Origin of the sequence: Streptomyces sp. TRM70350 (genome assembly GCF_019219825.1) — a bacterium.
Taxonomy (GTDB): Bacteria; Actinomycetota; Actinomycetes; order Streptomycetales; family Streptomycetaceae; genus Streptomyces.
The window spans coordinates 512,673-535,449 of the sequence record NZ_JAHUXH010000001.1 but is presented as its reverse complement, the minus strand read 5'-3'; the positions used below and the strand labels follow the sequence as shown (position 1 = coordinate 535,449).

General features: G+C 73.2%; 25 protein-coding genes and 1 pseudogene. 8 read left to right on the top strand and 18 right to left on the bottom strand.

Annotation, left to right across the window (positions count from 1 at the left end; all coding sequences use genetic code 11):
- Positions 1 to 56: 56 nt before the first annotated feature.
- A pseudogene (locus KWI83_RS02480) lies at positions 57 to 179 on the top strand (ABC transporter ATP-binding protein); the annotation flags it as partial.
- A gap of 3 nt (positions 180 to 182) precedes the next feature.
- On the opposite strand, the gene KWI83_RS02475 reads toward KWI83_RS02480, so the two are convergent.
- From KWI83_RS02475 to KWI83_RS02460, 4 genes are all read right to left on the bottom strand, one after another.
- Entirely contained in the window at positions 183 to 1,124 is a 942-nt protein-coding gene (locus tag KWI83_RS02475; RefSeq protein ID WP_218512535.1) for an ABC transporter substrate-binding protein, read from the bottom strand.
- Complete coding sequence (locus tag KWI83_RS02470) at positions 1,121 to 1,792, bottom strand: ABC transporter permease (protein WP_218512534.1); 672 nt, start codon at positions 1,790 to 1,792, stop codon at positions 1,121 to 1,123. The genes KWI83_RS02475 and KWI83_RS02470 overlap by 4 nt, the downstream gene beginning before the upstream one ends.
- The gene (locus tag KWI83_RS02465; protein ID WP_218512533.1) at positions 1,789 to 2,466 is read right to left on the bottom strand and encodes an ABC transporter permease; all 678 of its coding nucleotides are present in this window, start codon (positions 2,464 to 2,466) and stop codon (positions 1,789 to 1,791) included. Before KWI83_RS02465 ends, KWI83_RS02470 begins: the two co-directional genes overlap by 4 nt.
- An 85-nt stretch (positions 2,467 to 2,551) precedes the next feature.
- Complete coding sequence (locus KWI83_RS02460) at positions 2,552 to 3,124, bottom strand: TetR/AcrR family transcriptional regulator (protein WP_218512532.1); 573 nt, start codon at positions 3,122 to 3,124, stop codon at positions 2,552 to 2,554.
- 144 nt (positions 3,125 to 3,268) lie between these two features.
- On the opposite strand from KWI83_RS02460, the gene KWI83_RS02455 reads away from it, so the two are divergent.
- The gene (locus KWI83_RS02455; RefSeq protein ID WP_218512531.1) at positions 3,269 to 4,126 is read left to right on the top strand and encodes a MoxR family ATPase; all 858 of its coding nucleotides are present in this window, start codon (positions 3,269 to 3,271) and stop codon (positions 4,124 to 4,126) included.
- The gene (locus tag KWI83_RS02450) at positions 4,123 to 5,523 is read left to right on the top strand and encodes a VWA domain-containing protein (protein ID WP_218512530.1); all 1,401 of its coding nucleotides are present in this window, start codon (positions 4,123 to 4,125) and stop codon (positions 5,521 to 5,523) included. The genes KWI83_RS02455 and KWI83_RS02450 overlap by 4 nt, the downstream gene beginning before the upstream one ends.
- 49 nt (positions 5,524 to 5,572) lie before the next feature.
- On the opposite strand, the gene KWI83_RS02445 is transcribed toward KWI83_RS02450, so the two are convergent.
- From KWI83_RS02445 to KWI83_RS02430, 4 genes are all read right to left on the bottom strand, one after another.
- Positions 5,573 to 6,274, bottom strand: coding sequence for an SDR family oxidoreductase (locus KWI83_RS02445; protein ID WP_218512529.1), 702 nt, complete (start codon positions 6,272 to 6,274; stop codon positions 5,573 to 5,575).
- Positions 6,275 to 6,420: 146 nt separating this feature from the next.
- Positions 6,421 to 6,780, bottom strand: coding sequence for a cupin domain-containing protein (locus KWI83_RS02440; RefSeq protein ID WP_218512528.1), 360 nt, complete (start codon positions 6,778 to 6,780; stop codon positions 6,421 to 6,423).
- Between the two features lie 125 nt (positions 6,781 to 6,905).
- The gene (locus tag KWI83_RS02435) at positions 6,906 to 7,889 is read right to left on the bottom strand and encodes a pyridoxal-phosphate dependent enzyme (protein WP_218512527.1); all 984 of its coding nucleotides are present in this window, start codon (positions 7,887 to 7,889) and stop codon (positions 6,906 to 6,908) included.
- On the bottom strand, positions 7,886 to 8,569 hold the full coding sequence (locus tag KWI83_RS02430; RefSeq protein ID WP_218512526.1) for a transcriptional regulator: 684 nt from the start codon (positions 8,567 to 8,569) through the stop codon (positions 7,886 to 7,888). The genes KWI83_RS02435 and KWI83_RS02430 overlap by 4 nt, the downstream gene beginning before the upstream one ends.
- A 218-nt stretch (positions 8,570 to 8,787) precedes the next feature.
- On the opposite strand from KWI83_RS02430, the gene KWI83_RS38075 reads away from it, so the two are divergent.
- The gene (locus KWI83_RS38075) at positions 8,788 to 8,916 is read left to right on the top strand and encodes a hypothetical protein (protein WP_256361617.1); all 129 of its coding nucleotides are present in this window, start codon (positions 8,788 to 8,790) and stop codon (positions 8,914 to 8,916) included.
- Between the two features lie 168 nt (positions 8,917 to 9,084).
- Here the strand turns inward: KWI83_RS38075 and KWI83_RS02420 are convergent, their stop codons facing one another.
- Genes KWI83_RS02420 through KWI83_RS02400 form a run of 5 tightly spaced genes read right to left on the bottom strand, consistent with a single transcriptional unit; the run spans position 9,085 to position 12,964 of the window.
- Positions 9,085 to 9,537, bottom strand: coding sequence for a YbhB/YbcL family Raf kinase inhibitor-like protein (locus KWI83_RS02420; protein ID WP_218512525.1), 453 nt, complete (start codon positions 9,535 to 9,537; stop codon positions 9,085 to 9,087).
- 31 nt (positions 9,538 to 9,568) lie between these two features.
- A complete protein-coding gene (locus tag KWI83_RS02415; protein ID WP_218512524.1) occupies positions 9,569 to 10,198 on the bottom strand; it encodes an MBL fold metallo-hydrolase in 630 nt (209 codons plus the stop codon).
- Complete coding sequence (locus tag KWI83_RS02410; protein ID WP_218512523.1) at positions 10,177 to 11,316, bottom strand: CapA family protein; 1,140 nt, start codon at positions 11,314 to 11,316, stop codon at positions 10,177 to 10,179. Before KWI83_RS02410 ends, KWI83_RS02415 begins: the two co-directional genes overlap by 22 nt.
- Positions 11,317 to 11,349: 33 nt before the next feature.
- Positions 11,350 to 12,561, bottom strand: a complete 1,212-nt coding sequence (locus KWI83_RS02405; protein WP_308121968.1) for an ABC transporter substrate-binding protein — start codon at positions 12,559 to 12,561, stop codon at positions 11,350 to 11,352.
- 25 nt (positions 12,562 to 12,586) lie between these two features.
- A complete protein-coding gene (locus KWI83_RS02400; RefSeq protein WP_218512522.1) occupies positions 12,587 to 12,964 on the bottom strand; it encodes a hypothetical protein in 378 nt (125 codons plus the stop codon).
- Positions 12,965 to 13,175: 211 nt separating this feature from the next.
- Between KWI83_RS02400 and KWI83_RS02395 the strand changes: the two genes are divergently transcribed.
- Positions 13,176 to 14,141: a pirin family protein gene (locus KWI83_RS02395; RefSeq protein WP_218512521.1), complete on the top strand. Its 966-nt coding sequence runs from the start codon at positions 13,176 to 13,178 to the stop codon at positions 14,139 to 14,141.
- Positions 14,142 to 14,268: 127 nt separating this feature from the next.
- Here the strand turns inward: KWI83_RS02395 and KWI83_RS02390 are convergent, their stop codons facing one another.
- Positions 14,269 to 15,699, bottom strand: coding sequence for a PepSY domain-containing protein (locus KWI83_RS02390; protein WP_218512520.1), 1,431 nt, complete (start codon positions 15,697 to 15,699; stop codon positions 14,269 to 14,271).
- A gap of 129 nt (positions 15,700 to 15,828) precedes the next feature.
- Between KWI83_RS02390 and KWI83_RS02385 the strand changes: the two genes are divergently transcribed.
- Positions 15,829 to 16,476 carry a peptide deformylase gene (locus tag KWI83_RS02385; protein WP_218512519.1) on the top strand — a complete coding sequence of 216 codons (648 nt, stop codon included), beginning with the start codon at positions 15,829 to 15,831 and terminating at the stop codon, positions 16,474 to 16,476.
- Positions 16,477 to 16,485: 9 nt separating this feature from the next.
- On the opposite strand, the gene KWI83_RS02380 is transcribed toward KWI83_RS02385, so the two are convergent.
- Positions 16,486 to 17,919, bottom strand: a complete 1,434-nt coding sequence (locus KWI83_RS02380) for an NAD(P)/FAD-dependent oxidoreductase (protein ID WP_218512518.1) — start codon at positions 17,917 to 17,919, stop codon at positions 16,486 to 16,488.
- A 160-nt stretch (positions 17,920 to 18,079) separates the two neighbouring features.
- On the opposite strand from KWI83_RS02380, the gene trxA reads away from it, so the two are divergent.
- Positions 18,080 to 18,460 (top strand): thioredoxin, encoded by a 381-nt coding sequence (gene trxA / locus KWI83_RS02375; protein WP_218512517.1) that lies wholly within the window; start codon positions 18,080 to 18,082, stop codon positions 18,458 to 18,460.
- A 3-nt stretch (positions 18,461 to 18,463) separates the two neighbouring features.
- On the opposite strand, the gene KWI83_RS02370 is transcribed toward trxA, so the two are convergent.
- The 3 genes from KWI83_RS02370 to KWI83_RS02360 form a co-directional block, all read right to left on the bottom strand.
- The gene (locus tag KWI83_RS02370; protein ID WP_218512516.1) at positions 18,464 to 19,900 is read right to left on the bottom strand and encodes a benzaldehyde dehydrogenase; all 1,437 of its coding nucleotides are present in this window, start codon (positions 19,898 to 19,900) and stop codon (positions 18,464 to 18,466) included.
- Positions 19,901 to 20,016: 116 nt separating this feature from the next.
- Complete coding sequence (locus tag KWI83_RS02365; protein WP_374106265.1) at positions 20,017 to 21,051, bottom strand: LacI family DNA-binding transcriptional regulator; 1,035 nt, start codon at positions 21,049 to 21,051, stop codon at positions 20,017 to 20,019.
- Positions 21,052 to 21,312: 261 nt separating this feature from the next.
- Entirely contained in the window at positions 21,313 to 22,032 is a 720-nt protein-coding gene (locus KWI83_RS02360) for a TetR/AcrR family transcriptional regulator (RefSeq protein WP_218512514.1), read from the bottom strand.
- A gap of 115 nt (positions 22,033 to 22,147) precedes the next feature.
- Here KWI83_RS02360 and KWI83_RS02355 point away from each other — a divergent pair, with 115 nt between their 5' ends.
- Positions 22,148 to 22,708 carry an NAD(P)H-dependent oxidoreductase gene (locus tag KWI83_RS02355; protein ID WP_218512513.1) on the top strand — a complete coding sequence of 187 codons (561 nt, stop codon included), beginning with the start codon at positions 22,148 to 22,150 and terminating at the stop codon, positions 22,706 to 22,708.
- Positions 22,709 to 22,777 lie beyond the last annotated feature (69 nt).

The window sequence follows — 22,777 nt, the reverse complement described above, 5'->3', positions numbered from 1 at the left end:
GCAGGTCACCAAGCGGTATCCGGACGGTACGACCGCGGTGGACGGGCTGTCCTGCCGCCCGCTTCCTCGGCGTGCTGACGCCGGCGAAGCTCCACGAGGCCCTGCGACGCTCGGTGGACGCGGATGCCCTCGGGGTGGCGCGGGGTCAGGTGGAGTTCGACTCGGTGGCGGACGCCTGAGCGTCACTTCAGCAGTCCCTTGTCCTCCAGATACGTCCGGGCCACGTCCGTCGCCAAGCGGCGCCAGCTGTCCACCTGCTGGTTCATGGCGGCGAGGTCGGCCGTGGTGAGGACGGCGTTGAGCTTGCCCAGGGCCTTGGTGACGCCGGGGGCGCCCGCGCGGGCGCGGTTGACGACCGGGACGACGTGGTCGGCGTTCTGGAGGTGTCTGTCGTCGGCGAGGAGCACCAGGCCGAACTCGTCGAGGGTGGCGTCGGTCGTGGTGGTCAGCACCATCTGGTCCTGGCCGCTCTGCACCGCCCGCTTGGCCTGGGTGGTGCCGACGCCCTTGGGGTCGACGGCGGTGATGTCGATGCCGTAGGTCTTGCGCAGGCCCGGAGCGCAGTAGGGGCGTTGCACGCATTCGTCGCCCGCGGCGAGCCGTACCTCCAGGCCGGACCCGCCGAGGTCGCTGAGGGTCTTGAGACCGTGCCGGTGTGCGTACGAGGCGCTCACCGCGAAGGCGTTCTGGTCGACGGCCCGGCCGGGGTTCAGGACGGCGAGTCCACGGGGCGTGGCCAGGCGGCGCAGGGCCTTCATCGTGGCGTCGAGGTCGGGTGAGCCGACCGGCGGGGCATCGGGCCCGTTGGTCTTGGCGTTGAGCCAGTCGGCGAAGGTGGCCGCGTACTCCGGGACGACGTCGATCCGCCCGGACTCCAGGGCCGGTTCGTACAGTTCGCGGTTGGCGACCGTGATGAGGGACGTCTCGTAGCCCGCCTGGTTCAGCAGCAGGGCGTACATCTGGGCGAGCAGGTCGCTCTCGGTGAACCCCGCGGAGCCGACGGTCAGGTGGCGGCTGTCGCCGGGCGGCGCGGTGACCTTGCCCTGGTTCTCCAGGGAGGGGCCGGTGGAGCAGGCGGTCGCCAGGAGCAGGAAGGCTGCCGCCAGCGGCGTACGGCCGCTCATGGGGTGCCCCTGGCCCACGCCGGTGCCAGGCGTTCGGCCACCTCGAAGAGGCCCTCGACGATCAGCGCGAACACGGCGACGAGCACCGCACCGGCCACCACCTGCGGCGTACTGGCGAGGTTGAAGCCCGCCGTGATGATCCGGCCCAGGCCCCCACCACCCGCCAGGGCGGCGATGGTGGCGGTCGCGACGAGTTGGACGGCGGCGATCCGCATGCCGTTCAGGATCATCGGGGCGGAAAGGGGCAGTTCCACGTGAAACAGCACCTGGCGTCCCGTCATCCCCATCCCCCGCGCCGCCTGCACGGTGCCGCGGTCGACCTCGCGCATGCCGACGTACGCGTTGGTGAGGAGGGGCGGTACGGCGAACAGCACCAGGGCGACGACCGTGGGGCCCTCGCCCCATGCGCCGACGGGGGTGAGCAGCAGCAGGACCAGGACCGCGAAGGTGGGGACCGCGCGGCCGACGTTGGAGATGTTGACGGCGAGCGCCCCGCCCTTGCCGAGGTGGCCGAGGACCACCGCGACGGGCAGGGCGATCAGGCAGCTGACGGCCAGGCAGACCACCGTGAGGACGAGGTGTTGCAGCAGCCGGTGTCCGATGCCGTCGGCACCCGACCAGTGCGCGGGGTCGGTGAGCCAGTCCCAGGTGGCGGTGAGCGTGTTCATGTACGGGCCCTCGTCCAGGGCGTGATCAGCCGCTGGACGCCCAGCAGAAGTACATCGGCCGCGACCGCGATGACCACGCACAGCACCGACGCGGTCAGCACCTGGGCCTTGAAGTAGGTGTTCATGCCCGAGTAGATCAGATTGCCGAGTCCGCCGAAGCCGACGATCGCGCCGACCGTCACCAGTGACACCGCGGAGACCGTGGCGATGCGCAGCCCGGCCATCGCGGCGGGCAGGGCGAGCGGCAGTTCGACGGTGAGGAGGAGGCGGACCGGGCCGTACCCCATGCCGCGGGCGGCCTGCCGGGTCTCCTCGGGGACGGCCCGCAGACCGGCGAGGATGTTGCGTACCAGCAGGGTCAGTGAGTACAGCACGAGCCCGGCGATCACGAGTGTCGCCGACAGCCCGTACAGGGGCAGCAGCAGCGAGAACATCGCCAGGGAGGGGATCGTGTAGAGGATCGTCGTCACGGCGAGGACAGGACCGGCCGCCCAGCCCCAGCGGCGGGCCAGCACCGCGAGCGGCAGGGCGAGGGCGAGGGCGATCAGCACCGAGACGGACGTCAGCTGCAGGTGCTGGACCGCGGCGTCGAGGAGGATCTCGCGGCGGGTGCTCAGATAGTCGCCGCAGATCCACTCGTTGCGCGCGAGGCAGTCGTCCGGGGGCGCGGTCACGCGTCCATTGCATCGGGCGGTCCGGCGGGTCGGCTCGTTGTGGTGACCCGTCCGGGGTGCTGCGCCCCACCTGGTCCGCCGGTGGCTACGTCACACCCGCCGCGTCGAGCAGCGCGCTCACCGTCGCCGTCGCCAGCCCGTCGTCCAGCGCCTCCACCCGCGCCCCGGCCCGCGCGCTCGCCCCGTCGAAGACCAGCAGCAACTGGCGGGCGAGCAGCTCGGGATCCCGGGCGCCGCCCAGCTCGGCCTGGGCACGGAAGGCGGCCTTCAGCCGTTCCTTGACGGCGCGGGCGACCACGCTCGCCGGGTGCTCGGGGTCCTTGAGCTCGACCAGCGCCGCGAGGTAGGGGCAGCCGTGGTAGCCGGCGTCCACGGAGGCCTCCTCCAGGCGTTCGAAGACGTACAGGATCCGCTCCCGGGGCGTTCCGGCGTCCTGCGGCCCGGCCGCGAGCTGCGCCTCGTAGCGCGGGATCTGCCGCTCCAGGCTCGCGGCCAGCATCTCGTCCTTGCTGTCGAAGAGCTGGTACATCGAACGCTTCGACACCCCGGCGGTCCGGCACAGCGCCTCCACGCCGATGGAGACGCCGTCGCGGTAGAAGAGCTGGGCCGCCGCGTCGAGCAGCCGATCGCGCGGGGACGCCTTGTCTGTCGTGGCCATACGGCGAGGTTACCGCGCGGCGACCACGGAGGAAACCGATCGGTATACCGCTGCCCGGATCAGCCGGACGTGGGTGACAGCAGCACTGAACAAGCGCTTGGATAGGAGTCGGATCCCGTTACGCCGCCACCACCGGAGGCCCGGTTGTTCACTTCCGTCGACGATGTCCGCGCACGCCTCGCCGAGACCGGCTACCTGGCGTCGCCCGCGGTCGCCACGACCGTCTTCCTCGCCGACCGCCTCGGCAAGCCGCTCCTCGTGGAGGGCCCGGCGGGCGTCGGGAAGACGGAACTCGCCAAGGCCGTCGCCCAGGTCGCACAGGCCCGGCTGGTACGGCTCCAGTGCTACGAGGGCGTCGACGAGTCCCGGGCACTGTACGAGTGGAACCACGCCAAGCAGCTCCTGCGCATCAGCGCGGGCCGCGACGAGACGTGGGACGAGACACGCACCGACATCTTCAGCGAGGAGTTCCTGCTCCCACGCCCCTTGCTGACCGCCATCCGCGGGGACGACCCCAAGGTGCTGCTGATCGACGAGACCGACAAGGCCGACGTCGAGGTGGAGGGCCTGCTGCTGGAGGTGCTCAGCGACTTCCAGGTCACCGTCCCGGAGCTGGGCACGGTCACCGCGACGCGCCGCCCGTTCGTGGTGCTCACCTCGAACGCGACCCGCGAACTGTCCGAGGCGCTGCGCCGCCGCTGTCTGTTCCTGCACATCGGCTTCCCCGAGGAGGAGTTGGAGCGGCGGATCGTCCGGCTGAAGGTACCCGGCATCGACGCGGCGCTGGCGGAGTCGGTGGTCCGGGTGGTGGGCGCGCTGCGGGCGATGGATCTGCGGAAGGTGCCGTCGGTCGCGGAGACCGTCGACTGGGCCCGCACCCTGCTCGCGCTCGGCGCCGGCACCCTCGACGAGACCGTCGTCCGCGACACCCTGGGCGTGCTGCTCAAGCACCAGGACGACGTCCTGAAGGCCGCGGCCAAGCTGGACGTGGAGGCCCTATGACCGCCGATGCTGGTGTGAGCGCCGATGCCGGTGTGAGCGCCGATGTCGCCTCCCGGCTGACGGACCTCGTGGCCGCGTTGCGGGCGCACGGCGTCCGCGTCGGCACCGGGGAGACCGTGGACGCGGCCCGGGCGGTGGAGGCGCTGGGACTCGCCGACCGCGAGCTGCTGCGCGAGGGCCTCGCCGCGACCCTGCTGCACACGGCGGGCCAACGGCAGGTGTTCGACCCGGTCTTCGACCTGTACTTCCCGCGCGGTGTGGGCGGGCCGGAGGGCTGGCCGGAGGGCGAGGCGGCGGACCGGGACGGTCTGCGCGACCGGCTGGCGGCGGCGCTCGCCGCCAACGACGGCGCGCTGCTGGGCCGGTTGGCGATCGAGGCCGTCGACGGCTTCGGCGGGTACGGGAGTTCACCGGCGTCGGACGGCTGGTCGTCGTACCAGACGCTGGACCGGATCCGCCCGCAGACGCTGCTCGCCCGGGTCCGCGCCGAGGTGCGGGACCGGTCGGGGCAATCGGGGTTCGCGGACCGGCTGCTGGACGACGAGATCCGGCGGCGTATCGAGGTCTTCCGCGCACTGGTGGCGGCGGAGGCTCGCCGCCGGGTGGCCGAGCGGCGCGGCCGGGACGAGATCGCCCGGCGGGCGGTGGCGCCCACCGCCGACCGGGTCGACTTCCTGTACGCCGGCAAGGACCGGCTGGCCGAGCTGCGCAGGACCGTTCAGCCGCTCGCCCGCAAGCTGGCGACGCGGCTGGCCGCCCGGCGGCGCCGGGCCGCCCGGGGCGGCATCGACCTGCGGCGCACCCTGCGCGGCTCGCTGTCGACGGGCGGCGTGCCGATGCGTCCGGTGCTGCGCCGACGGCGTCCGGTCCGGCCCGAACTGGTGCTGCTGTGCGATGTGTCGGGCTCGGTGTCCGGCTTCGCGGACTTCACGATGCTGCTGGTGCAGGCGCTGCACGACCAGTTCAGCAAGCTGCGCGTGTTCGCGTTCGTCAACCGGATCGACGAGGTGACCGGCCTGCTGGAGCACGGCGCCGCCGACGCGGAGGGACTCGGCGCGCGCATCCGCTCCGAGGCGACCCTCACGGGCTGGCACGGCAGCAGTGACTACGGCGTCGCGCTGGGCGAGTTCGCCGAGCGGCACGGCGACGCCGTCGGCCGACGCACGACGGTGTTCGTCCTCGGCGACGCGCGAACGAACATGAGCGACCCGAACCTGGCGGCCGTACGCCGGATCGCCGAACGGGCCCGCCGCGTCTACTGGCTGAACCCCGAGCCGCGCGCCCAGTGGGGCACCGGCGACTCCGCCGCGCCCGCCTACGCCGAGCTGGTCGAGATGCACGAGTGCCGCAACGCCCGCCAGCTCGGCGCGCTGATCGCCCGCCTGCTGCCGGTCTGATCAGGCGGCAAGCCGGGGATACGGCTCAGGCGGCAAGCCGGGAACACGCTCAGGCGGCGAGCTGCGGGTACAGCGCCGCGAGGTCGCCCGACAGGCCCGCCTTGACCTGCCGCGACACGTCGTCGGCCAGCACCTCGAAGGCGCCGGACTCGATGCCGTCGAGGGCCTGGGCGGCGACGCTCTCGGGCGTGGACTTGGGCGCGTCGATCCCCGCGGTCATGTCCGTGTCGACATAGCCGACGTGCAGCCCGGTGACCTCGATGCCGCGCGGCCTGAGGTCCAGGCGCAGGGAGTTGGTCTGTGACCAGAAGGCGGCCTTGGAGGCGCTGTAGGAACCGGCGAGGCCGATCCACGACAGCGCCGAGTGGACGTTGAGGAGGTGACCGCCGCCGTTGCGTTCGAGGACCGGGACGAAGGCACGGGTCACGAGGAGCGGCCCGTAGAAGTTCGTCTCGAATTCGCGGCGCACGTCCTCGACGGGCGAGTCGAGGAAGTTCGCGTTCACCGCGGCGCCCGCGTTGTTGATCAGGACGGTGACGTCCTGCGCCTGTGCGGCGGCGGCCTCGACGGACGCGGGATCGCTCACCTCCAGGGCGAGCGGCACGGCGTCCGGGTGCGTGACGGTGCGGGGGTCGCGGGCGGTGGCGTACACCTTCTTCGCGCCGCGTTCGTACAGGGCCGTCACCAGCGCCTTGCCGATACCGCGGCTGCCGCCGGTGACGAGGGCGACGGAGCCTTCGAGGATGGTCATGGGAGTGTCCTTGCGCCAGGGAGCCAACGGGGAAACCGATCTGTTTCCCACCGGTCGCGAGAAGAGTAAACCGATCGGTTTCCCCGAGGCAAGGCGCAGGCGCAGCGACGCACGGAGTCGTCCGTACGCCCCTCGCCCTGCTCGCCCTACTCCTCCTTCGCGTACTCCCTGGCCATGGCGCCCGCGAAGTCGTACGCGACGACCTGCTCGTCACCCACCACCCAGGCGTCGTGTCCCGGCGGGCAGACGAAGACGTCGCCGGGGCCGACCTCCTGCTCGGCGCCGTCGTCCATGCGGATGCGCATACGGCCCTGGACGACATAGCCGTTGTGGTGGATCTGGCAGGTGTCGGTGCCCGCGATCGGGCCGACGGACTCCGACCAGCGCCAGCCCGGCTCGAAGGTGGCCACGGCGAAGTCGAGCCCCGAGAGATGGACGGCTTCCAGGTGGCCGCGCGGGAAGTCGCGCCGCTCGTCCGGCTTGTCGAGCGTCTTCACCTCTAGCATGACCGCTCCTCCTTTCCGGCCGGGTGTCGGTCTCCGTCGCCCGCTCCGGGATGTCGTGAGCGGCACCGGCGGAGGCCGAGCCCTCCCTTTCATCGTCCGCCCGTCCGGCCCCGGGCCGCCACCCCCTACGGCCTGTCGCCGCCCGCGCACAGCCGGGCGAAGCGGTCGGCGTCGATGTTGCCGCCGGAGATGATCACGCCTGTCCGGCGCGGGAGGCGCTCCACGCGGCCGGAGAGCAGGGCGGCCAGCGGGGTGGCGCCGCTGGGCTCGACGACGATCTTCAGCCGCTCGAAGGCGAACCGCATCGCGGCCCGGATCTCGTCGTCGCCGACCAGCGCGATGGCGTCGACGAGCCGCCGGTTCACGGAGAAGGTCAGCTCGCCGGGTGTGGGCACCGCCTGCCCGTCGGCGATGGTGCGCGGCACCGGGACGCTGATGCGCCGGCCCGCCTGAAGCGATCGCCTGGTGTCGTCGCCGGCCTCCGGCTCGACGCCGATCATCCGGATGCCGGGGTGCAGCGCCTTGGCGGCCGTCGCGCTTCCGGCCATCAGTCCGCCGCCGCCGACCGGCGTGATCAGGGCATCCAACTCCCCCGCTTCTTCGAGGAGTTCGAGTGCCGCGGTGCCCTGCCCGGCGAGTACGTGCGGGTGCTCGTACGGCGGGATGAGGGCGAGGCCGCGCTCCGCGGCCAGGGCCTCGGCGATGGCGGCGCGGTCGCCGGTGTAGCGGTCGTACGTGACGATCTCGGCGCCGTATCCCGCGGTGGCGTCCCGCTTGGAGGCCGGGGTGTCCTCGGGCATGACGATCACCGCGGTGGTGCCCAGTTCACGGGCGGCGAGGGCGACGGCCTGGGCGTGGTTGCCGGAGGAGTAGGCCGCGACACCCCGGGCCAGCTGCTCGGGCGTGAGCCGGGAGGCGGTGTTGTAGGCGCCGCGGAACTTGAAGGCGCCGGCACGCTGGAAGTTCTCACACTTGAGGTGGACCTCGGCGCCGACCAGGGCGTCGAGGGTGCGTGAGCGCAGGACGGGGGTGCGGTGGGCGACGCCCTTCAGTCGCGCGGCGGCGTCCCGGACGTCGTCGAGGGTGACGGGCGGGGTGGTGGTCGTCACGGGCGGGCTCCTTCGGAGGCGGGGTCGGTCGTGGCGCGGGCCTGGGAGAGGTAGCTGTAGGCCGACGCGCGGGAGATGCCGAGGCGGGCGGCGACCTGCTCGACGGCGCGGCGCACCGCGAACACGCCGTGCTCGTCGAGGCTGCGGAAGAGTCGGAGGCGCTCGGCGCGGTCGAGACCGGCCCAGCTCTGGCGCTGCAGCAGCTGGTGGGCGTCGAGGATGGCGTCGACGACCGAGTCGATGTCGTTGCCGAACGTGGTGACGGGCACCTGGCCCGCGTCGCCGACCCCGGCGAGCGCTCCGAGCAGGGCGTGGGCCTGCTGGGCGGCACCGGCGTCCACGTTGACGCACAGGGCGCCGAACACCGCGCCCGTGGAGTCGCGCAGCACCATCGTGGACGACTTGACCAGCTGCCCGTTCCGGGTCCGGGTGAGGTAGTTCAGCTCGTCACCGGCCTCGTCACCGCGGGCCAGCATCCGCATGCCGATCTCGCTCATCGCGCCGCCCACCGCCCGCCCGGTCACCGAACCGGCGACGGCGACCACCGACCTCTCCGGCCGCCGGTAGTCGTGCAGCACCACCTCGCACACCGGCCCGAAGGTCGCGGCGATGCCGTCGACGACCGGCGTGAGCGCCGCGATGATCGCGTCCCGCTGCGCCTCCAGGTCCTGCCCGCCCATCGGCCTCCCCTCCTGGACTGAGAATCCAAGCACTGGACTGGGAGTCTAAGGCATCGGCGCAACCTGCTCATCGGCGGCAAGGACACGCCCGCCGCGTCCGGACGCACCGCCGGTACCGAGGACGTCGGCCGTGCGGTGGCGGCCGCCGATCTGCTCGACGCACGCGGTGAGCAGGTCGCGCGGCCCACGGGCGGGAGGCCGGCTCCCGCCCGTGGGCGTTGTTCGATGTCGCGCTCGCCGCCACCATCCTGCGTGAGGCGGCCGCCGCCGTCACCGCACCGCGCGGTGAGGCGCTCAGCGCGCAGCAGGAGGGCGTGCTGGGGCTGGCAGGCTCGGCGTGGCCCTGAGCGGCAGCAGCGGCTCGTACGCGCTCACGCTGCTGATCTGGTGCCCGCCGTGAGCCGCTGCTGTTTCGCCGCCTGCCCGAACCGGCCGCTCCCGAGCGCCTGCTGGGCGGCGAACGAGCGCAGGAGAGCCCGCCCGAACGCCGAACGGCAGCCCGGGCGGGCCCGGTCTCAGCGCTGGTACAGGCCCACCAGCGTTCCGTCGGCGACTTCCCGCTTCTCGACCGCCTCGTGCACCTGCGCGGCGTTCGGCGCGTCGGGGAGCACGCACGGTTCCGACAGGGCGTAGAGCCGGAAGAAATAGCGGTGGGCCTCGTCCCCCGGCGGGGGATGCGGCCCGCCCCAGCCCCGCTCGCCGTAGCCGTTGACGAGTTCGGTGCCGCCGGGCGGGACCTGCCCCGCGTCGACGCCCTCGCTGTGTGGATCGATGCCGACGACGATCCAGTGCGCGAACGTGCCCGACGGGGCGTCGGGGTCCTCGCACAGCAGCACCAGCTCGGTCGCGTCGTCCGGTACGCCGCTCCATGCCAGCGGAGGCGACACGTTCTCCCCCTCGTACGCGTAGTGGCGCGCGATGAAGGAGTGGTCGTTGAATGCGCTACTTCTGATGTCGATGCCAGCCATGTTCCCCGAGTAACCGCAGTGGGGCCGGAACTCACGTGAACGGGAGCGCGTACGTGCGGCCCTCCACGCCCCACTCACCGGCCGGCGGCCGCGCCCCGGCGTCGATCGCCCGCAGGGTCGGCCGGCCGACATGGGCGTACACCAGCCGCCGTACTCCCTGCCGCTCGGCCTGCTCGGCGACGGCGAGCACCGGCAGGTGGCCGCCGACGCCCCCGCGGAACCGGATCGGCCGGTCCCAGGCGGCGGCCTCGGCGAACATCAGGTCCGCCCCCGCCGCCCAGCCCGGGAACTCCCAGAACTCCGGCGCCCACACCGCCACCACACCCCCCGCCTCGATGCGGTAGCCGTACGCGGGATGCGAGGTGTGTGCCACGGGGCGGCACCGCACGCGTACGGCCGCCCCCGCGACGTCCAGCTCCAGGTCACCGGCGCGCGGCCGCACGTCCCGCGCCGCCGCGCTGCGGCGCAGCGCGGATCGCAGTTCCGCGCGCTCGTCGGTGACCAGCCAGCCGTCGAGGCGCCCGGGCGGCGGTTCGGCGCCGGGGCCGCCGTCGAAGGCGACGCGGTGCCCGGCGCAGCTCAGCAGCAGGCCCGCGGGGGCGAACCGGGGCGAGTTCATGGCGCCGACGCCGAGCAGGGTCAGCCGCAGTCGGCGGTGCATCGGCCGGTCTCCGCGGCGTGGCGCAGCGCGAGCGTCCCGTCGGGCTCCAGGTCCACGTGTACGCCCGCGCTGATCCGGTCGAGGGTGGTGCACAGCCACGCGCAGTCCCGCGCGGGCGCGGGCTCCAGCCGCATCCTTCGGGCCTGCAGCGGCACCATGCGCAGGCCGGTGAGTCGCCCGGTGTCCGCCTCCAGCGTCGCGAGGTAGGCGAGACGGAGGTCGTCGCGGTACTCCTCGTAGCCGGGGATGCCCTCGTAGTCGTCGACGAAGTCGCCGCAGCCGTAGAGGATCAGCCGGTCCCGGTAGACCTCCAGCGGGCGGGGGTGGTGCGAGGAGTGGCCGTGGACGAGGTCGACGCCGCCGTCCACCAGGGCGTGGGCGAAGCGGACCTGGTCGCGGGGGACGAGATAGCCCCAGTTCGAGCCCCAGTGCACGGAGAGGACCGCGAGGTCCCCGGCCCGCTTGACCCGTCGTACGCGCTGGATGACGGCTTCGGCCGTGCCGGGCGAGAGTCCGGGGGCGTACGCGACACCGGCCTGCTCCTCGGTCGCCGCCCAGTCGGACGGGATGCCGCTGGACCGGGTGCCGAGGGCGAACACCAGGACGCGGCCGCCTGCGCGGAGCGGGACCACGGCGGGCGCGTACGCCGCGGCGGCGTCGAGTCCGGCGCCCGCCGTCCGCAGGCCCGCGCCGCCGAGCGCGTCCAGGGTCTCGGTCAGGCCGGGGCGGCCGAAGTCCAGGACGTGGTTGTTGGCCAGGACGCAGACGTCGGGGCGGGCGACGGTCAGGGCGGGCAGGTTGGCCGGGTGCATGCGGTAGTGCACTTCCTTGCCGGGCGTGAAGGCGCCGCAGCTCGTGACCGCCGTCTCCAGGTTCACGATCCGGACGTCCGGCGCGGCCTCGTCGAGCACCCGCAGCGCCTCGCCCCACGGCCACGCCGGTTCGACCAGAGCGGGGATCGGACCGCTGACGCCTTCGGCCAGCGCCACATAGTCGCGTGCGTCCGCGACGTACCCCTCACGCAGCTCCGGATCGCCGGGGTGCGCGAGGATCTGGTCGACGCCGCGCCCGAGCATCACGTCCCCGCACAGGAACAGCGTCACGACACCGCCGCCCATGCCTCCACCCTAGGGCGTGTTTCGCCCTGGGCGTCATCGTGCGGGCACGAGGTCCCCGGTGAGGGGTACGTCCGGATGCCCCGCGTTGCTGACGACGGCGAGCCGGGGCCCGCGCGGGCCGGGCTGCCACTGGCCGCCGACCAGCGGCAGCAGCGCGATGTTCGGGGTCGGCCCCCGCGTCCAGTCGAGGGTTCCGGCGATGGTGTCGAGGGCGGTTCCGGCGAGGGCCTTGGCGACGGACGCGCGGTCCGTGGGGTCGGCCGCGACGGTGAGGGCGTGGTGGGCGGTCTCCAGGAGGGCGTGGGCCAGGCCCAGGGGCTGGAGCCAGGGCGCGCCGGTGTCCTGCTGGTAGGCACGGGCGAGTTCCGCGCAGGTCGTGCCGTCCAGGCCGGAGCGGTAGGGGTGGTCGGGGCTCCAGTAGACCAGCGTGGCCACGCGCGCGTCGGCGAGTTCGCCGTGGACGTCGGGGGCCGGGGTGGTGTGGGTGTGGGGGTACGTCAGCCAGCGCGAGCAGGTGATCAGCCGGGGGCGCAGCCCCGCGTCACGGGCCTGGCGGTGGAAGAGGGCCAGGTCGGATGCGGTGGCCGCGCTGGTGACGAGGTCGGCGGCGCCGTGCTCGCGCATCCGGCCGACCTGCGGGTGGAAGTCACCGGCGGGTTCCCCGTAGGCGCCGAGGTCGACCAGGGTGCGCCCCCGCGCGGACGCCACCGGAGCGAAGCCGTACCGGTCGTGGCGCAGCAGCCCGCCCTGCAGGTCGTCGTTCCAGAGGCACCCCACGGGAGACCGGCCGTCGATCCCCTCCCACAGGTCGGCGAAGACGGACGCGATGTCGTCCAGTCCCCAGGCGAAGTGGTACGTCCACCGGAAGCGATGCCCGGGGACGGCGCCCCGCGCGTGCACATACGCCTGCCAGGGGAAGGTGGTCGACACGCAGGGGACCTCCGCCTCCTCGCAGGTGTCGGTCACCGCGGGCAGCACCCGGGTCCCGGCCATGGTCAGCACGACGTGCGCCCCGTCGAGGCCGACCAGATCACGCACGGCCTGCCGGGCCGCCTCCGGGTCGGAGCGGCTGTCGCGCACGGCGATCGTCACGTCGTAGCGGCGGCCGCCGTTGCGGACGTGCGCGAGCCGGGGGGCCAGTGCGCGCAGGACGTACGACAACGGTGCCCCGAGGGGGGCCAGTCGCCCCGTCAGCGGCGCTACGACCCCGATGCACAAGGAAGTTGACGTCATCTCGGTTCGCACCGGCCCTCTCCTTGGACTCGTGCCGTCAGTGGCCGGACCGGTCCACGGTGACGCAGGTGGTCCGGCTCAGCACCGACACCGTCTCGTTGCCGCAGTTGTTGCTGTGGCCGGAGGCGTTACGGGCGAACAGGAGGTTGGACAGGACGCCACCGCTGGGACCCGCCTGGTCTCCGCCGCCCGTGCCGTTGTCCTCGGTCACACAGGTGCGGTCCTTGAAGAGCGCCAGTTTGCCGGTGCCGCAGAGGTTGGCGTGACCGGTGGAGTTCCGCCCGGAGAGGTTGGAGAGCACACCGCCCGCACCTGCGTCGCTGTCACCACCATGAGCCGTGGCCATGCCGACCGGAACCGCCATCAGCATTCCCACCATCGAGGCCACCACCGCGATACGCCGCGCGCCGTACATGTCTGTCGGTTTCCTTCCGCCGAATCGGTCCCGGCCCTCTCGGCCGGGATCACCAAGCCCAACGACGGCGCGGATGATCGGCATGGGCAGCGTCACGGTGATTGATCGGGAAAATGGTTGATCGGGTACTCCGATGGGATGCCCGAGCCGGTGGCGTTGACGACTCAGGAGACGGCTGCGCAGCCGTCCGCGCCCGGCTAGGTTGTGCCGCATGAGCAACCTTGACCGCGCGCCCGTACCGAGCGTGTGCGGCGGCCGCGGATTCGTCGTCGCCGAACCCGTCCGCGAGCTGCTGAGTCCTCGACACGTACAGCTCGGCGAGTCGACCGAGGTGCGCAGGCTGCTGCCGAACCTCGGCCGGCGCATGATCGGCGCCTGGGCCTTCGTCGATCACTACGGTCCCGACGACATCGCCGACGAGCCCGGCATGCAGGTGCCGCCGCATCCGCACATGGGGCTGCAGACGGTCAGCTGGCTGCACGAGGGCGAGGTGCTGCACCGCGACTCGACCGGCAGCCTGCAGACCATCAGCCCGAAGGAGCTGGGGCTGATGACGTCCGGCCGGGCGATCAGCCACTCGGAGGAGAGCCCGAAGTCGCACGCCCGGTTCCTGCACGGTGCGCAGCTGTGGGTCGCGCTGCCGGACGCCCACCGCCACACCGACCCGCGGTTCGAGCACCACGCCGAGCTGCCCACGGTCACGGCGCCCGGTCTCACCGCGACCGTGATCCTCGGTGACCTCGACGGCGCGCGGTCGCCCGGGACGACGTACACCCCGATCGTGGGCGCCGATCTCGCGCTCGCCCGTGGCGCCGACGTCCGGCTGCCGCTCGTACCCGACTTCGAGTACGGGGTGTTGTCGATGTCCGGCGAGGTGCACGTCGACGGCGTGCCCGTGCTGCCGGGTTCGATGCTCTATCTCGGCTGCGGCCGCGGTGAACTGCCGCTGCGCGCCGAGTCGGACGCCGGTGTGATGCTGCTCGGCGGCGAGCCGTTCGCAGAGGAGCTGATCATGTGGTGGAACTTCGTCGGCCGCACGCAGGCGGAGATCGAGCAGGCCCGCGCCGACTGGATGACGGGCAGCCGGTTCGGCGAGGTCAAGGGGTACGACGGTGCCCCGCTCGCCGCCCCCGAGCTGCCTGCGACGCCCCTCAAGCCGCGCGGGCGCGTCCGGTAGCCCCCTGACCACCCGCATGACCACTTCACAAGAGTGGAATGCTCAACCACTCACCGTGGCTGCAGTGCGTCGAAGGAGGTCACGATGGTGGTGGCCCGGCCTCCCCCCGAGAAGGCCGGGCCGGTCTTCACTGGGCTGCCGCCCCGTCGGCAGCCGCTCTCCCGTCGCGGTCCGTCCGCCGCCCCCGCCGGTGCGCGATCTCCCCCAGGATCACGTCCACCGCGATGAAAGCGGCCAGCGGTATGCCGAGCAGCGGCACGAAGTAGCCGACGACGGCGACCACGGCCATCAGCGGGACCAGGACCTGCGGCGGCACCTGCGCCCAGCCGCCGCGCGGGATCGGCCGGCCGAAGGCGGAGCCCCGGCCGCGCTGCCACCACATGCGGTAGCCGAGCACGGTCAGCACGATCAGGGACAGCGCGAGCAGCATCAGGGCGATCTGGCTGACCAGCCCGAACAGGATGCCGGTGTGCAGGTCGATGCCCCAGCGGGTCAGCTTCGCGAGCAGCGGATAGTCGGCGAACCGCAGCACGTCGGTGACCTCGCCGGTGGCCGGGTCGATCGCGACCGAGTCCTGCTTCGTCGGCCAGCTGCGCTGCACCTGCTTCACCACGTACGCGGACTCGGCGTCGGCGGGCGGAACGATCTCCACGGGGTCGCTCAGCCCCTCGGCCCTTGCGGCGGCCAGCACCTTGTCGAGGCCGACGCCGTGCTCGCCGCTCCCGCCGGAACCCGCGGCGGCGCCGTGGTCCCCGTGGTCGCCGCCCACCGACGCCGAGACCGACGGCGTGGACTGGCCGAGCGAGGTGCGCAGTTCGTCGATGTTCGCGCCGGCGTACGTCGACCAGGTCAGGCCGGTCGCCGACAGGAAGAAGAACCCGATCGCGGCCCAGACGCCGATCGTGCCGTGCAGGCCGAGGGCGCGGCGCAGCCCGCTGGTGCCGCGCACCTTGCGCAGGGCGCGGCGGCGGGAGAACCACAGCACCAGGCCGCCGGCCGCGATCACCCACAGCCAGCTGGCGGCGAGTTCGCTGTAGAGGCGGCCGGTGTCGCCGAGATGCAGGTCCCGGTGGAACTCGTCGATCCAGGTGCGCAGCGGCAGCGCCCCCGTGGAGCCGTACTGCTCCAGGGCGCCGCGCACCTTGCCGGTGTACGGGTCGACGAACACGGCGAGTTTGTGGTCCTCGTCGACGCCCGGCACGCCGGACAGCAGGACGCGCGTGGTGGCGTCGTCCGCCGGGGAGGGCCGGACGGCCGACACCGTGCCCTGCGGGTGGGCCTCGCGGGCGGCGGCCACCTGCTGGGACATGGGCAGCTTGGTGTCGCCGACCGCGGGGACGGTCATCTCGTCGGCGTACACGATCTTCTCGGCCTGGAACGACCCGGCGTACAGGAAGCCGGTGGTGGCCGCGACGAGCAGGAAGGGGGCGACGAGCAGTCCGGCGTAGAAGTGCAGACGCAGGACGAGCGGGCGCAGGGGCGCCCAGGGGCTGGGTTTCGGTTGTGCGGCGGTCTGCTGCGGGGCCTCGTCCGTGCTGGTCGAGGGAGCGGTGGTCATCGGTGGTTCTCCGGGGAGGGGGACGGTTTTCGGCCGTAGTGGTGCAGTAGTCGGGGTGGGAGAGCGGGGAGTTCCCGGAGAGTTGAGTGACCTGCGTCACGTGATGGTGGGTCATGGCATGCTGGCGCCATGGCAACTCCCCGTGACCGTATGCCGCTCGCCGAGCGCGTCGAGCAACTCCTCGCCACGGACGGCCCCTTGCCCATCGTCGCGGCCGGCGATCCGGTGCTGCGGCAACCGGCCGAGCCGTACGACGGCCAGCTGGAGCCCGCGCTGCTGGCCCGGTTCGTCAGGGCGCTGCGCGTCACCATGCACGCGGCCCCGGGGGTCGGCCTGGCGGCGCCACAGGTCGGCGTGCCGCTGCGGATCGCGGTGATCGAGGATCCGGCGCCGGTGCCGGAGGAAGTGCGGCTGGCGCGTGGGCGGGTGCCGCTGGCGTTCCGGGTGCTGGTGAATCCGGCGTACGAGCCGGTCGGCGCGGCGCGTGCCGGGTTCTTCGAGGGCTGTCTGAGCGTGCCGGGCTGGCAGGCGGTGGTGGCCCGGCCCACGCGGGTGCGGCTGACCGGCTCGGATGCGGACGGCCGTTGCGTGGACGAGGTGCTCGCCGGGTGGCCCGCCCGGATCGTGCAGCACGAGACGGACCACCTGGACGGCGTGCTCTACGTCGACCGAGCCGAGTTGCGCTCCCTGTCCGCGAACCACACCGTGGCGGAACGCTGGGCGCAGCCGACGCCGGTGGCGGCCGCGCGGGAGCTGGGCTTCGACCTGCCGGAATGAGCCTCGGGTTCAGTTGTCCCGGTAGCTCTCCAGCAGCCGCAGCCACACCTCGCTGATCGTGGGGTACGACGGCACCGCATGCCACAGCCGGCTGACCGGCACCTCTCCGGCGACGGCGATGCTCGCCGAGTGGATCAGCTCCCCGACGCCCGGGCCGACGAAGGTCACCCCGCGCAGGATCTCGCGCTCCACGTCGACGACCATGCGGGCGCGCCCCCGGTAGCCGTCGGCGTACAGGCCCGCTCCGGCGACCGAGGAGAGGTCGACGTCGATCGCGCGGACGCGGTGTCCGGCCTGCTCGGCCTCCGCCAGCGAGAGCCCGACGGCGGCCGCCTCCGGGTCGGTGAAGACGACCTGCGGGACGGCCGCGTGGTCGGCGGTGGCGGCGTGGGCGCCCCAGGCGTCGGACTCCAGGGCGGGTTCGCCGGATGCGCGGGCGGCGATGGCGGCGCCCGCGATGCGGGCCTGGTACTTGCCCTGGTGGGTGAGCAGGGCGCGGTGGTTGACGTCACCGACCGCGTACAGCCAGTCGGTGCCGGTGACGCGCAGGCTGTCGTCGACGGACATCCAGGAGCCCGGTTCCAGGCCGACGGTGTCGAGGCCGATGTCGTCGGTGCGCGGGGCGCGGCCGGTGGCGAAGAGGATCTCGTCGGCCTCGATGCGGTCGCCGTGGTCGGTCACGGCGACGACGGTGCCGTTGTGGCGGGTCACCGACTCGACCGAGGTGCCCGTGCGGACGTCCGCGCCGGCCTCGGTGAGCGCCTCGGCGACCAGTTCGCCGGCGAACGGCTCCATGCGGTTCAGCAGACCCTTGCCGCGGACCAGGACGGTGACCTGGGAGCCGAGGGCCTGCCAGACGGTGGCCATCTCGGTGGCGACCACACCACCGCCCACCACGATCAGCCGGCCGGGCACCTCCTTGGCGCTGGTGGCCTCCCGGCTTGTCCAGGGCCGCACGTCGGCGAGTCCGGGCAGGTCGGGCAGCTGTGCGCGGCTGCCGGTGCACACGGCGACGGCGTGCCGGGCGGTGAGGGTGCGCTGCCCGCCGTCGGGGCCGGTCACGACGACCGTGCGCGGTCCGGCGAGGCGGCCGTGGCCGCGGTGCAGGTCGGCGCCGATGCCGTCGAGCCACTGGACCTGGCCGTCGTCCTTCCAGTGGGAGGTGTAGTAGTCCCGGTGGGCGAGGACGGCGGGCGCGTCGAGGTCGCCCTGCACCGACTGGCGCAGGCCCGGCACCCGGCGGGCGTCCGCGCGGGCGATGACCGGGCGCAGCAGGGCCTTGCTGGGCACACAGGCCCAGTACGAGCACTCGCCGCCGACCAGTTCGCTCTCCACGACCGCGGTGGACAGGCCGGCCGCGCGGGTGCGGTCGGCGACGTTCTCCCCCACGGGCCCGGCGCCCAGCACCACGACGTCGTAGGCGATGGATTCCTTTTCCGTCATGGGGCTCAGTCTGGTGGGTGGTGTGGCGCGTGGCCACAGGGGTAAGCGCGCCGTTGCATGATCGGCCGGGCGGGTGCGGAACACCCGACGGAATACTCGACGTCCCGGCCGTGTTTTTGCCGACGGCTTCGCCCCCACACCAGGAAGTAGGGATCACGCCATGAGCCACACCGTGGAACTCACCAAGGAGAACTTCGACCAGACGGTCACGGACAACGACTTCGTCCTGATCGATTTCTGGGCGTCCTGGTGCGGGCCGTGCCGTCAGTTCGCGCCGGTCTACGAGAAGGCGGCGGAGGAGAACCCGGACCTGGTGTTCGGCAAGGTGGACACCGAGGCGCAGCCGGAGCTGGCCCAGGCCTTCGGCATCCAGTCGATCCCCACGCTGATGATCGTGCGTGACCGGGTCGCCGTGTTCGCGCAGCCGGGTGCCCTGCCCGAGGCCGCGCTGGCCGACGTCATCGGCCAGGCCCGCAAGCTGGACATGGACGAGGTCCGCAAGGCGGTCGCCGAGCAGCAGGGGCAGCAGGGGGGCGAGTAACCCCTAGAACGGGTACGTCGCCACGTCCGCGCGTACCGTCGTCCAGCGCAGGTCGGTGAACGCCTCCAGGTTGGCCTCGCCGCCGAAGCGGGCGCCGGTGCCGGACGCGGCGACCCCGCCGAAGGGTGCCACGGCCTCGTCGTTCACGGTCTGGTCGTTGATGTGGACGATGCCGGTCGGGATCCGCTCGGCCATTTCGAGCCCGCGGGCCGCGTCGCGGGTGACGATGCCGAGGGCGAGGCCGTACGGGGTGTGCGCGGCGAGGTCGGCCGCCTCCTCGACGCTCTTGAAGGACCGTACCGGCGCGACCGGGCCGAACACCTCCTCCGCATAGGCCGGGGTGTCGTCGTCGACACCGGCGAGGACGGTCGGCCGGTAGAAGAGGTGCTCGTAGCTGCCGCCCGCGGCCAGCCGGGCGCCCTCGGCCCTGCTCGACTCCACCAGCCCGTGCACCTTGGCCAGCTGCTCGCGGTCGATGACCGGGCCGAGGTGGACCCGGTCGCGGTACGGGTCGCCGACGGCCAGCGAGTCGGCCCGGGCGGCGAGGCGCTCGACGTACTCCTCGTACACCGACGCGTGCACCAGATGGCGGCCGGTCGTCATGCAGATCTGGCCCTGGTGGAAGAACGAGCCCCAGGCCGCCGTGGAGATCACCGCGTCGAGGTCGGCGTCGTCGAGCACGATCAGGGCGGAGTTGCCGCCGAGTTCCAGGTGGGCGCGTTTGAGGTGGCGTCCGGCGGTCTCGCCGACCGCGCGCCCGGCCGCGGTGGAGCCGGTGAAGGAGATGACCGGCACCCGCGGGTCGGCGACCAGCGCCTGGCCCGCTTCAGGGCCGCCCGGCAGCACGTGCAGCAGGTCCTCGGGCAGGCCCGCCTCCGCGAGGACGGCGGCGAGGGAGAACCCGCCGCAGACGGCGGTGCGCGGGTCCGGTTTGAGCACGACGGCGTTGCCGAGCGCCAGGGCCGGGGCGACCGACCGGATGGCCAGGATCAGCGGCGCGTTGAACGGGGCGATCACGCCCACGACGCCGACCGGGGCCCGCCGGGTGTACGACAGCCGGGGCATCTCGCTGGGCAGGACGTGCCCGGTCGGGCGGGAGGCCAGCCCGGCGGCCTCGTAGCACTCCTGGGCGGCGACATGCAGCTCGAAGTCCGCCTTGCCCGGGATGGAGCCGGACTCGCGGACGAGCCATGCGCGCAGTTCGTCGGCGTGCGCGGTGAACAGGTCCCCGGCTCGCCGCAGCACCCCGGCCCGCACGAAGTGCGGAACGCGGGCCCACTCGCGCTGGGCGGCGAGGGCGGCCTCGGCGGCGGAGGCGATGTCGTCGGCGGTCGCGAGGCGGGCGTGGCCGAGCGTGTCCCCCGTGGCGGGCTCGATGACGGCGTACTCGTCCCCCGCCGGAGGGCGGGGCTGCCAGGTCCTGGGATCGAGCAACGGCATGGCGGCGCTCCGTTCGGGTCACCGGCGGTCATGTGGGTACGGCAAACGCACCCCCGGCCGCACGACGTTCCAGCACACCTTCGAGTATGCGTCGGCGGTCCGGGCGGAGCAGGACGTCAGCTGGAGTCGCGGTGCACCACCTCGGCGCCCAGTACCTCGTGCCGCTCGGGCGCGGCGCCCGGGTCGCGCACCGCGCGGTCGACCAGTTCCGCGAGTTCCCGGCCGGACGGCAGCTCGATGTGGACGGTGCTGAGCCGGGGCCGCAGCAGCCGGCCCAGCATCAGGTCGTCGGCGCCGATCACCGCCGTGTCCTCGGGGATCCGCACGCCCTTGTCCTGCAGCGCGCGCATCAGCAGCATCGCGTACTCGTCGTTGTACGCGAAGACCGCGTCGAGGCCGAGCGACCGCCAGCGCGCGGCGAGGCGGGCGGCGGCCGCCTCCTCGTGGGCGAGGGGCAGTTCGGTGACGACCGCGTCCGTGCCGTGCAGGGCCTGTCGTACGCCGTCCAGGCGGGGCTTGGAGTAGACCTCCAGGCCGGGCTCCTCGGGGACGACGACGCCGATCCGGCGGCGGCCGCGTTCGTACAGGTGGCCGCCTGCCACCTGGCCGACGGCCGCGTGGTCCATGAGCAGGGCGTGCGCGCCCTCGACGCTCGCCGGGCCGAGGGTGACCACGGCCCGGGCGCCGGAGCGCTTGAGGACCGCCACGCCCTGCGGGCCGAGGCCCTGGCCGGGCACCAGCACGGCCACCGGCCGCAGTTCGGCCCAGGCCCGGGCGGCCTCGTCGCCGTGCAGGCCGAGGGTGCCGTACTGGACGACCGTGTAGTCGAGGCGGCTGAGGGCCCACTGGAGTTCGTTGATGAACCGGCTGTAGAGCGGACCGGCCGGGATGGCCGGGGCGGGCATGAGGACCATCCGGCTGTGCCCGGCGCGCAGGCTGCGGGCGGCCGCGTGCGGGACGTACCCGAGTTCCTTCGCGGCCTCGTGGACCCTGCGCCGCGTGGGCTCGCTGATCCGGACGGCGCTGGTGTTGTTCAGGACGTACGAGACGGTCGCGCGCGAGACGCCGGCCAGCCGGGCCACATCGGCGCTCGTCGGCACGGAGCGCTGGGCGGGCGGCGCGGACGCGGGCGTGTTCGGTATCTGCACCATGACGTACCGCATCTTGGCAGAGGCGGTGGGGCGTGGCTCGGGCGGGGGAAGGTGCTCTTCCCTTCAACGAACGTACGCGTTCGCGACGAGCGTTTGTGCAACGCGGCAGCCGGTCGCCGACGAGGTGGTCGGCGGCGGCTCCCTCTTCGCGCTCGGTGCGGGCCGGGGCTTTCTCGCACACTGGCGCACGTGCTGGAGCGGCACCCTCGGACCGGGAGGCCGCCCTCGCGCCCACGGCCGACCATCGGCCCGCCGCGCCTCTCAGCAGGGCGGCTCGACGCAGGGCGGCTCCGCGGAAGGCAACTCGACGCGGACCCCGGCGGGCGGGCACTCGGTCCGCGTCACCCGCGCCACCAGGTCGATCCACCCGGTCTCCAGCCGCTCCAGCGGCATACCGCAGTGCTTGATCAGGTGATGGACCACGGCGGGGTCGAGGTACCCCATCAGCGTCTGGGCGAGCACTTCGCAGTCCGCGTCGGGGACCACCTGCCGCAGCAGCATGAGCAGGTGCCCGTTCAGCAGCAGCCGGGGCGGCGCGGTGTAACGGCGGTCGGGGCCGCGCTCGGCGGCGAGCTGGAGGTCCAGTTGCTCCACCGACCGCCGCAGCGACGCACAGCCGAACGCGCGCAGCCGCTCCACCGGTGGCGCGCCGGGCCCGAGCGGCGGCGGCCCGCCGAGGAACGCGGCCTGGAACTTCTTCTCGGAGTGGTCGAGCAGTGCCGTCAGCAGCCCGACCCGGTCCCCGAAACGGCGGAAGACCGTGCCCTTGCCCACCGACGCGGCCGCGGCCACCGCCTCCATGGTGAGCGCCGCCGCGCCCTGCTCCGCGACCAGCCGCCCGGCGGCCTCCAGCAGCCGGGCGCGGTTGCGCGCGGCGTCCGCGCGCAGGCACTGCTCCTCGACCGACGGGCCGAGTTGGAGCAACGCGGGTGTGCCCAGGGACTCGTGGGGTTCCGGGAGGGGTGGCAGGGAGGCGGACATGAAGACAGCGTAAAGCACCGGGAAGAAACTGGACCGCGGTCCGGTTAGGGTGCTACAACATTAAACGGACCTCGGTCCGGATACCTCGCTCGTGTTGCATCCCCCAGGAGTTCCCATGTCTGTACGCATCCTCGCGCTCGTCGGCAGCCTCCGCGCCGGTTCGCACAACCGCCAGCTGGCCGAGGCCGCCGTCAAGCTCGCGCCCGAGGGCGTCGACGTCCAGCTGTTCGAGGGCCTGGCCGAGGTCCCCTTCTACAACGAGGACATCGACGTCGAGGGCACCGTCCCGGCGCCCGCCACCCGCCTGCGCGAGGCCGCGGCCTCCGCCGACGCCCTGCTGCTGTTCACGCCGGAGTACAACGGCACCATCCCGGCCGTACTGAAGAACGCCATCGACTGGCTGTCCCGCCCGTACGGCGCCGGCGCGCTCACCGGCAAGCCGGTCGCCGTGGTCGGTACCGCCTTCGGCCAGTACGGCGGCGTCTGGGCGCAGGACGAGACCCGCAAGTCGCTGGGCATCGCCGGCGCCAAGGTGCTGGAGGACGTCAAGCTCTCCATCCCGGGCTCCGTGACCCGCTTCGCCGAGACCCACCCGGCCGACGACGCCGAGGTCGCCGCGCAGCTCACGGAGGTCGTGGCGCGCGTGCACGGGCGGGCGACCGAGCAGGCCGCCTGATCGCGGGCCCTGAAACCCGGCCGGCTCCGACCCGACTGAGCGGGGGTCGGGGCCGGCCGACTGCGTCCG

What these genes read in the sequence shown, in the direction of transcription:
- KWI83_RS02390 (WP_218512520.1), bottom strand. Translation starts at nt 15,699, where the DNA reads ATGACCACCGCTCCCTCGACCAGCACGGACGAGGCCCCGCAGCAGACC.
- trxA (WP_218512517.1), top strand. Translation starts at nt 18,080, where the DNA reads ATGAGCCACACCGTGGAACTCACCAAGGAGAACTTCGACCAGACGGTC.
- KWI83_RS02440 (WP_218512528.1), bottom strand. Translation starts at nt 6,780, where the DNA reads ATGCTAGAGGTGAAGACGCTCGACAAGCCGGACGAGCGGCGCGACTTC.
- KWI83_RS02450 (WP_218512530.1), top strand. Translation starts at nt 4,123, where the DNA reads ATGACCGCCGATGCTGGTGTGAGCGCCGATGCCGGTGTGAGCGCCGAT.
- KWI83_RS02470 (WP_218512534.1), bottom strand. Translation starts at nt 1,792, where the DNA reads ATGAACACGCTCACCGCCACCTGGGACTGGCTCACCGACCCCGCGCAC.
- KWI83_RS02400 (WP_218512522.1), bottom strand. Translation starts at nt 12,964, where the DNA reads ATGTACGGCGCGCGGCGTATCGCGGTGGTGGCCTCGATGGTGGGAATG.
- KWI83_RS02415 (WP_218512524.1), bottom strand. Translation starts at nt 10,198, where the DNA reads ATGCACCGCCGACTGCGGCTGACCCTGCTCGGCGTCGGCGCCATGAAC.
- KWI83_RS02395 (WP_218512521.1), top strand. Translation starts at nt 13,176, where the DNA reads ATGAGCAACCTTGACCGCGCGCCCGTACCGAGCGTGTGCGGCGGCCGC.
- KWI83_RS02420 (WP_218512525.1), bottom strand. Translation starts at nt 9,537, where the DNA reads ATGGCTGGCATCGACATCAGAAGTAGCGCATTCAACGACCACTCCTTC.
- KWI83_RS02445 (WP_218512529.1), bottom strand. Translation starts at nt 6,274, where the DNA reads ATGACCATCCTCGAAGGCTCCGTCGCCCTCGTCACCGGCGGCAGCCGC.
- KWI83_RS02475 (WP_218512535.1), bottom strand. Translation starts at nt 1,124, where the DNA reads ATGAGCGGCCGTACGCCGCTGGCGGCAGCCTTCCTGCTCCTGGCGACC.
- KWI83_RS02355 (WP_218512513.1), top strand. Translation starts at nt 22,148, where the DNA reads ATGTCTGTACGCATCCTCGCGCTCGTCGGCAGCCTCCGCGCCGGTTCG.
- KWI83_RS02460 (WP_218512532.1), bottom strand. Translation starts at nt 3,124, where the DNA reads ATGGCCACGACAGACAAGGCGTCCCCGCGCGATCGGCTGCTCGACGCG.
- KWI83_RS02365 (WP_374106265.1), bottom strand. Translation starts at nt 21,051, where the DNA reads ATGGTGCAGATACCGAACACGCCCGCGTCCGCGCCGCCCGCCCAGCGC.
- KWI83_RS02430 (WP_218512526.1), bottom strand. Translation starts at nt 8,569, where the DNA reads ATGGGCGGGCAGGACCTGGAGGCGCAGCGGGACGCGATCATCGCGGCG.
- KWI83_RS02370 (WP_218512516.1), bottom strand. Translation starts at nt 19,900, where the DNA reads ATGCCGTTGCTCGATCCCAGGACCTGGCAGCCCCGCCCTCCGGCGGGG.
- KWI83_RS02410 (WP_218512523.1), bottom strand. Translation starts at nt 11,316, where the DNA reads ATGGGCGGCGGTGTCGTGACGCTGTTCCTGTGCGGGGACGTGATGCTC.
- KWI83_RS02385 (WP_218512519.1), top strand. Translation starts at nt 15,829, where the DNA reads ATGGCAACTCCCCGTGACCGTATGCCGCTCGCCGAGCGCGTCGAGCAA.
- KWI83_RS02380 (WP_218512518.1), bottom strand. Translation starts at nt 17,919, where the DNA reads ATGACGGAAAAGGAATCCATCGCCTACGACGTCGTGGTGCTGGGCGCC.
- KWI83_RS02360 (WP_218512514.1), bottom strand. Translation starts at nt 22,032, where the DNA reads ATGTCCGCCTCCCTGCCACCCCTCCCGGAACCCCACGAGTCCCTGGGC.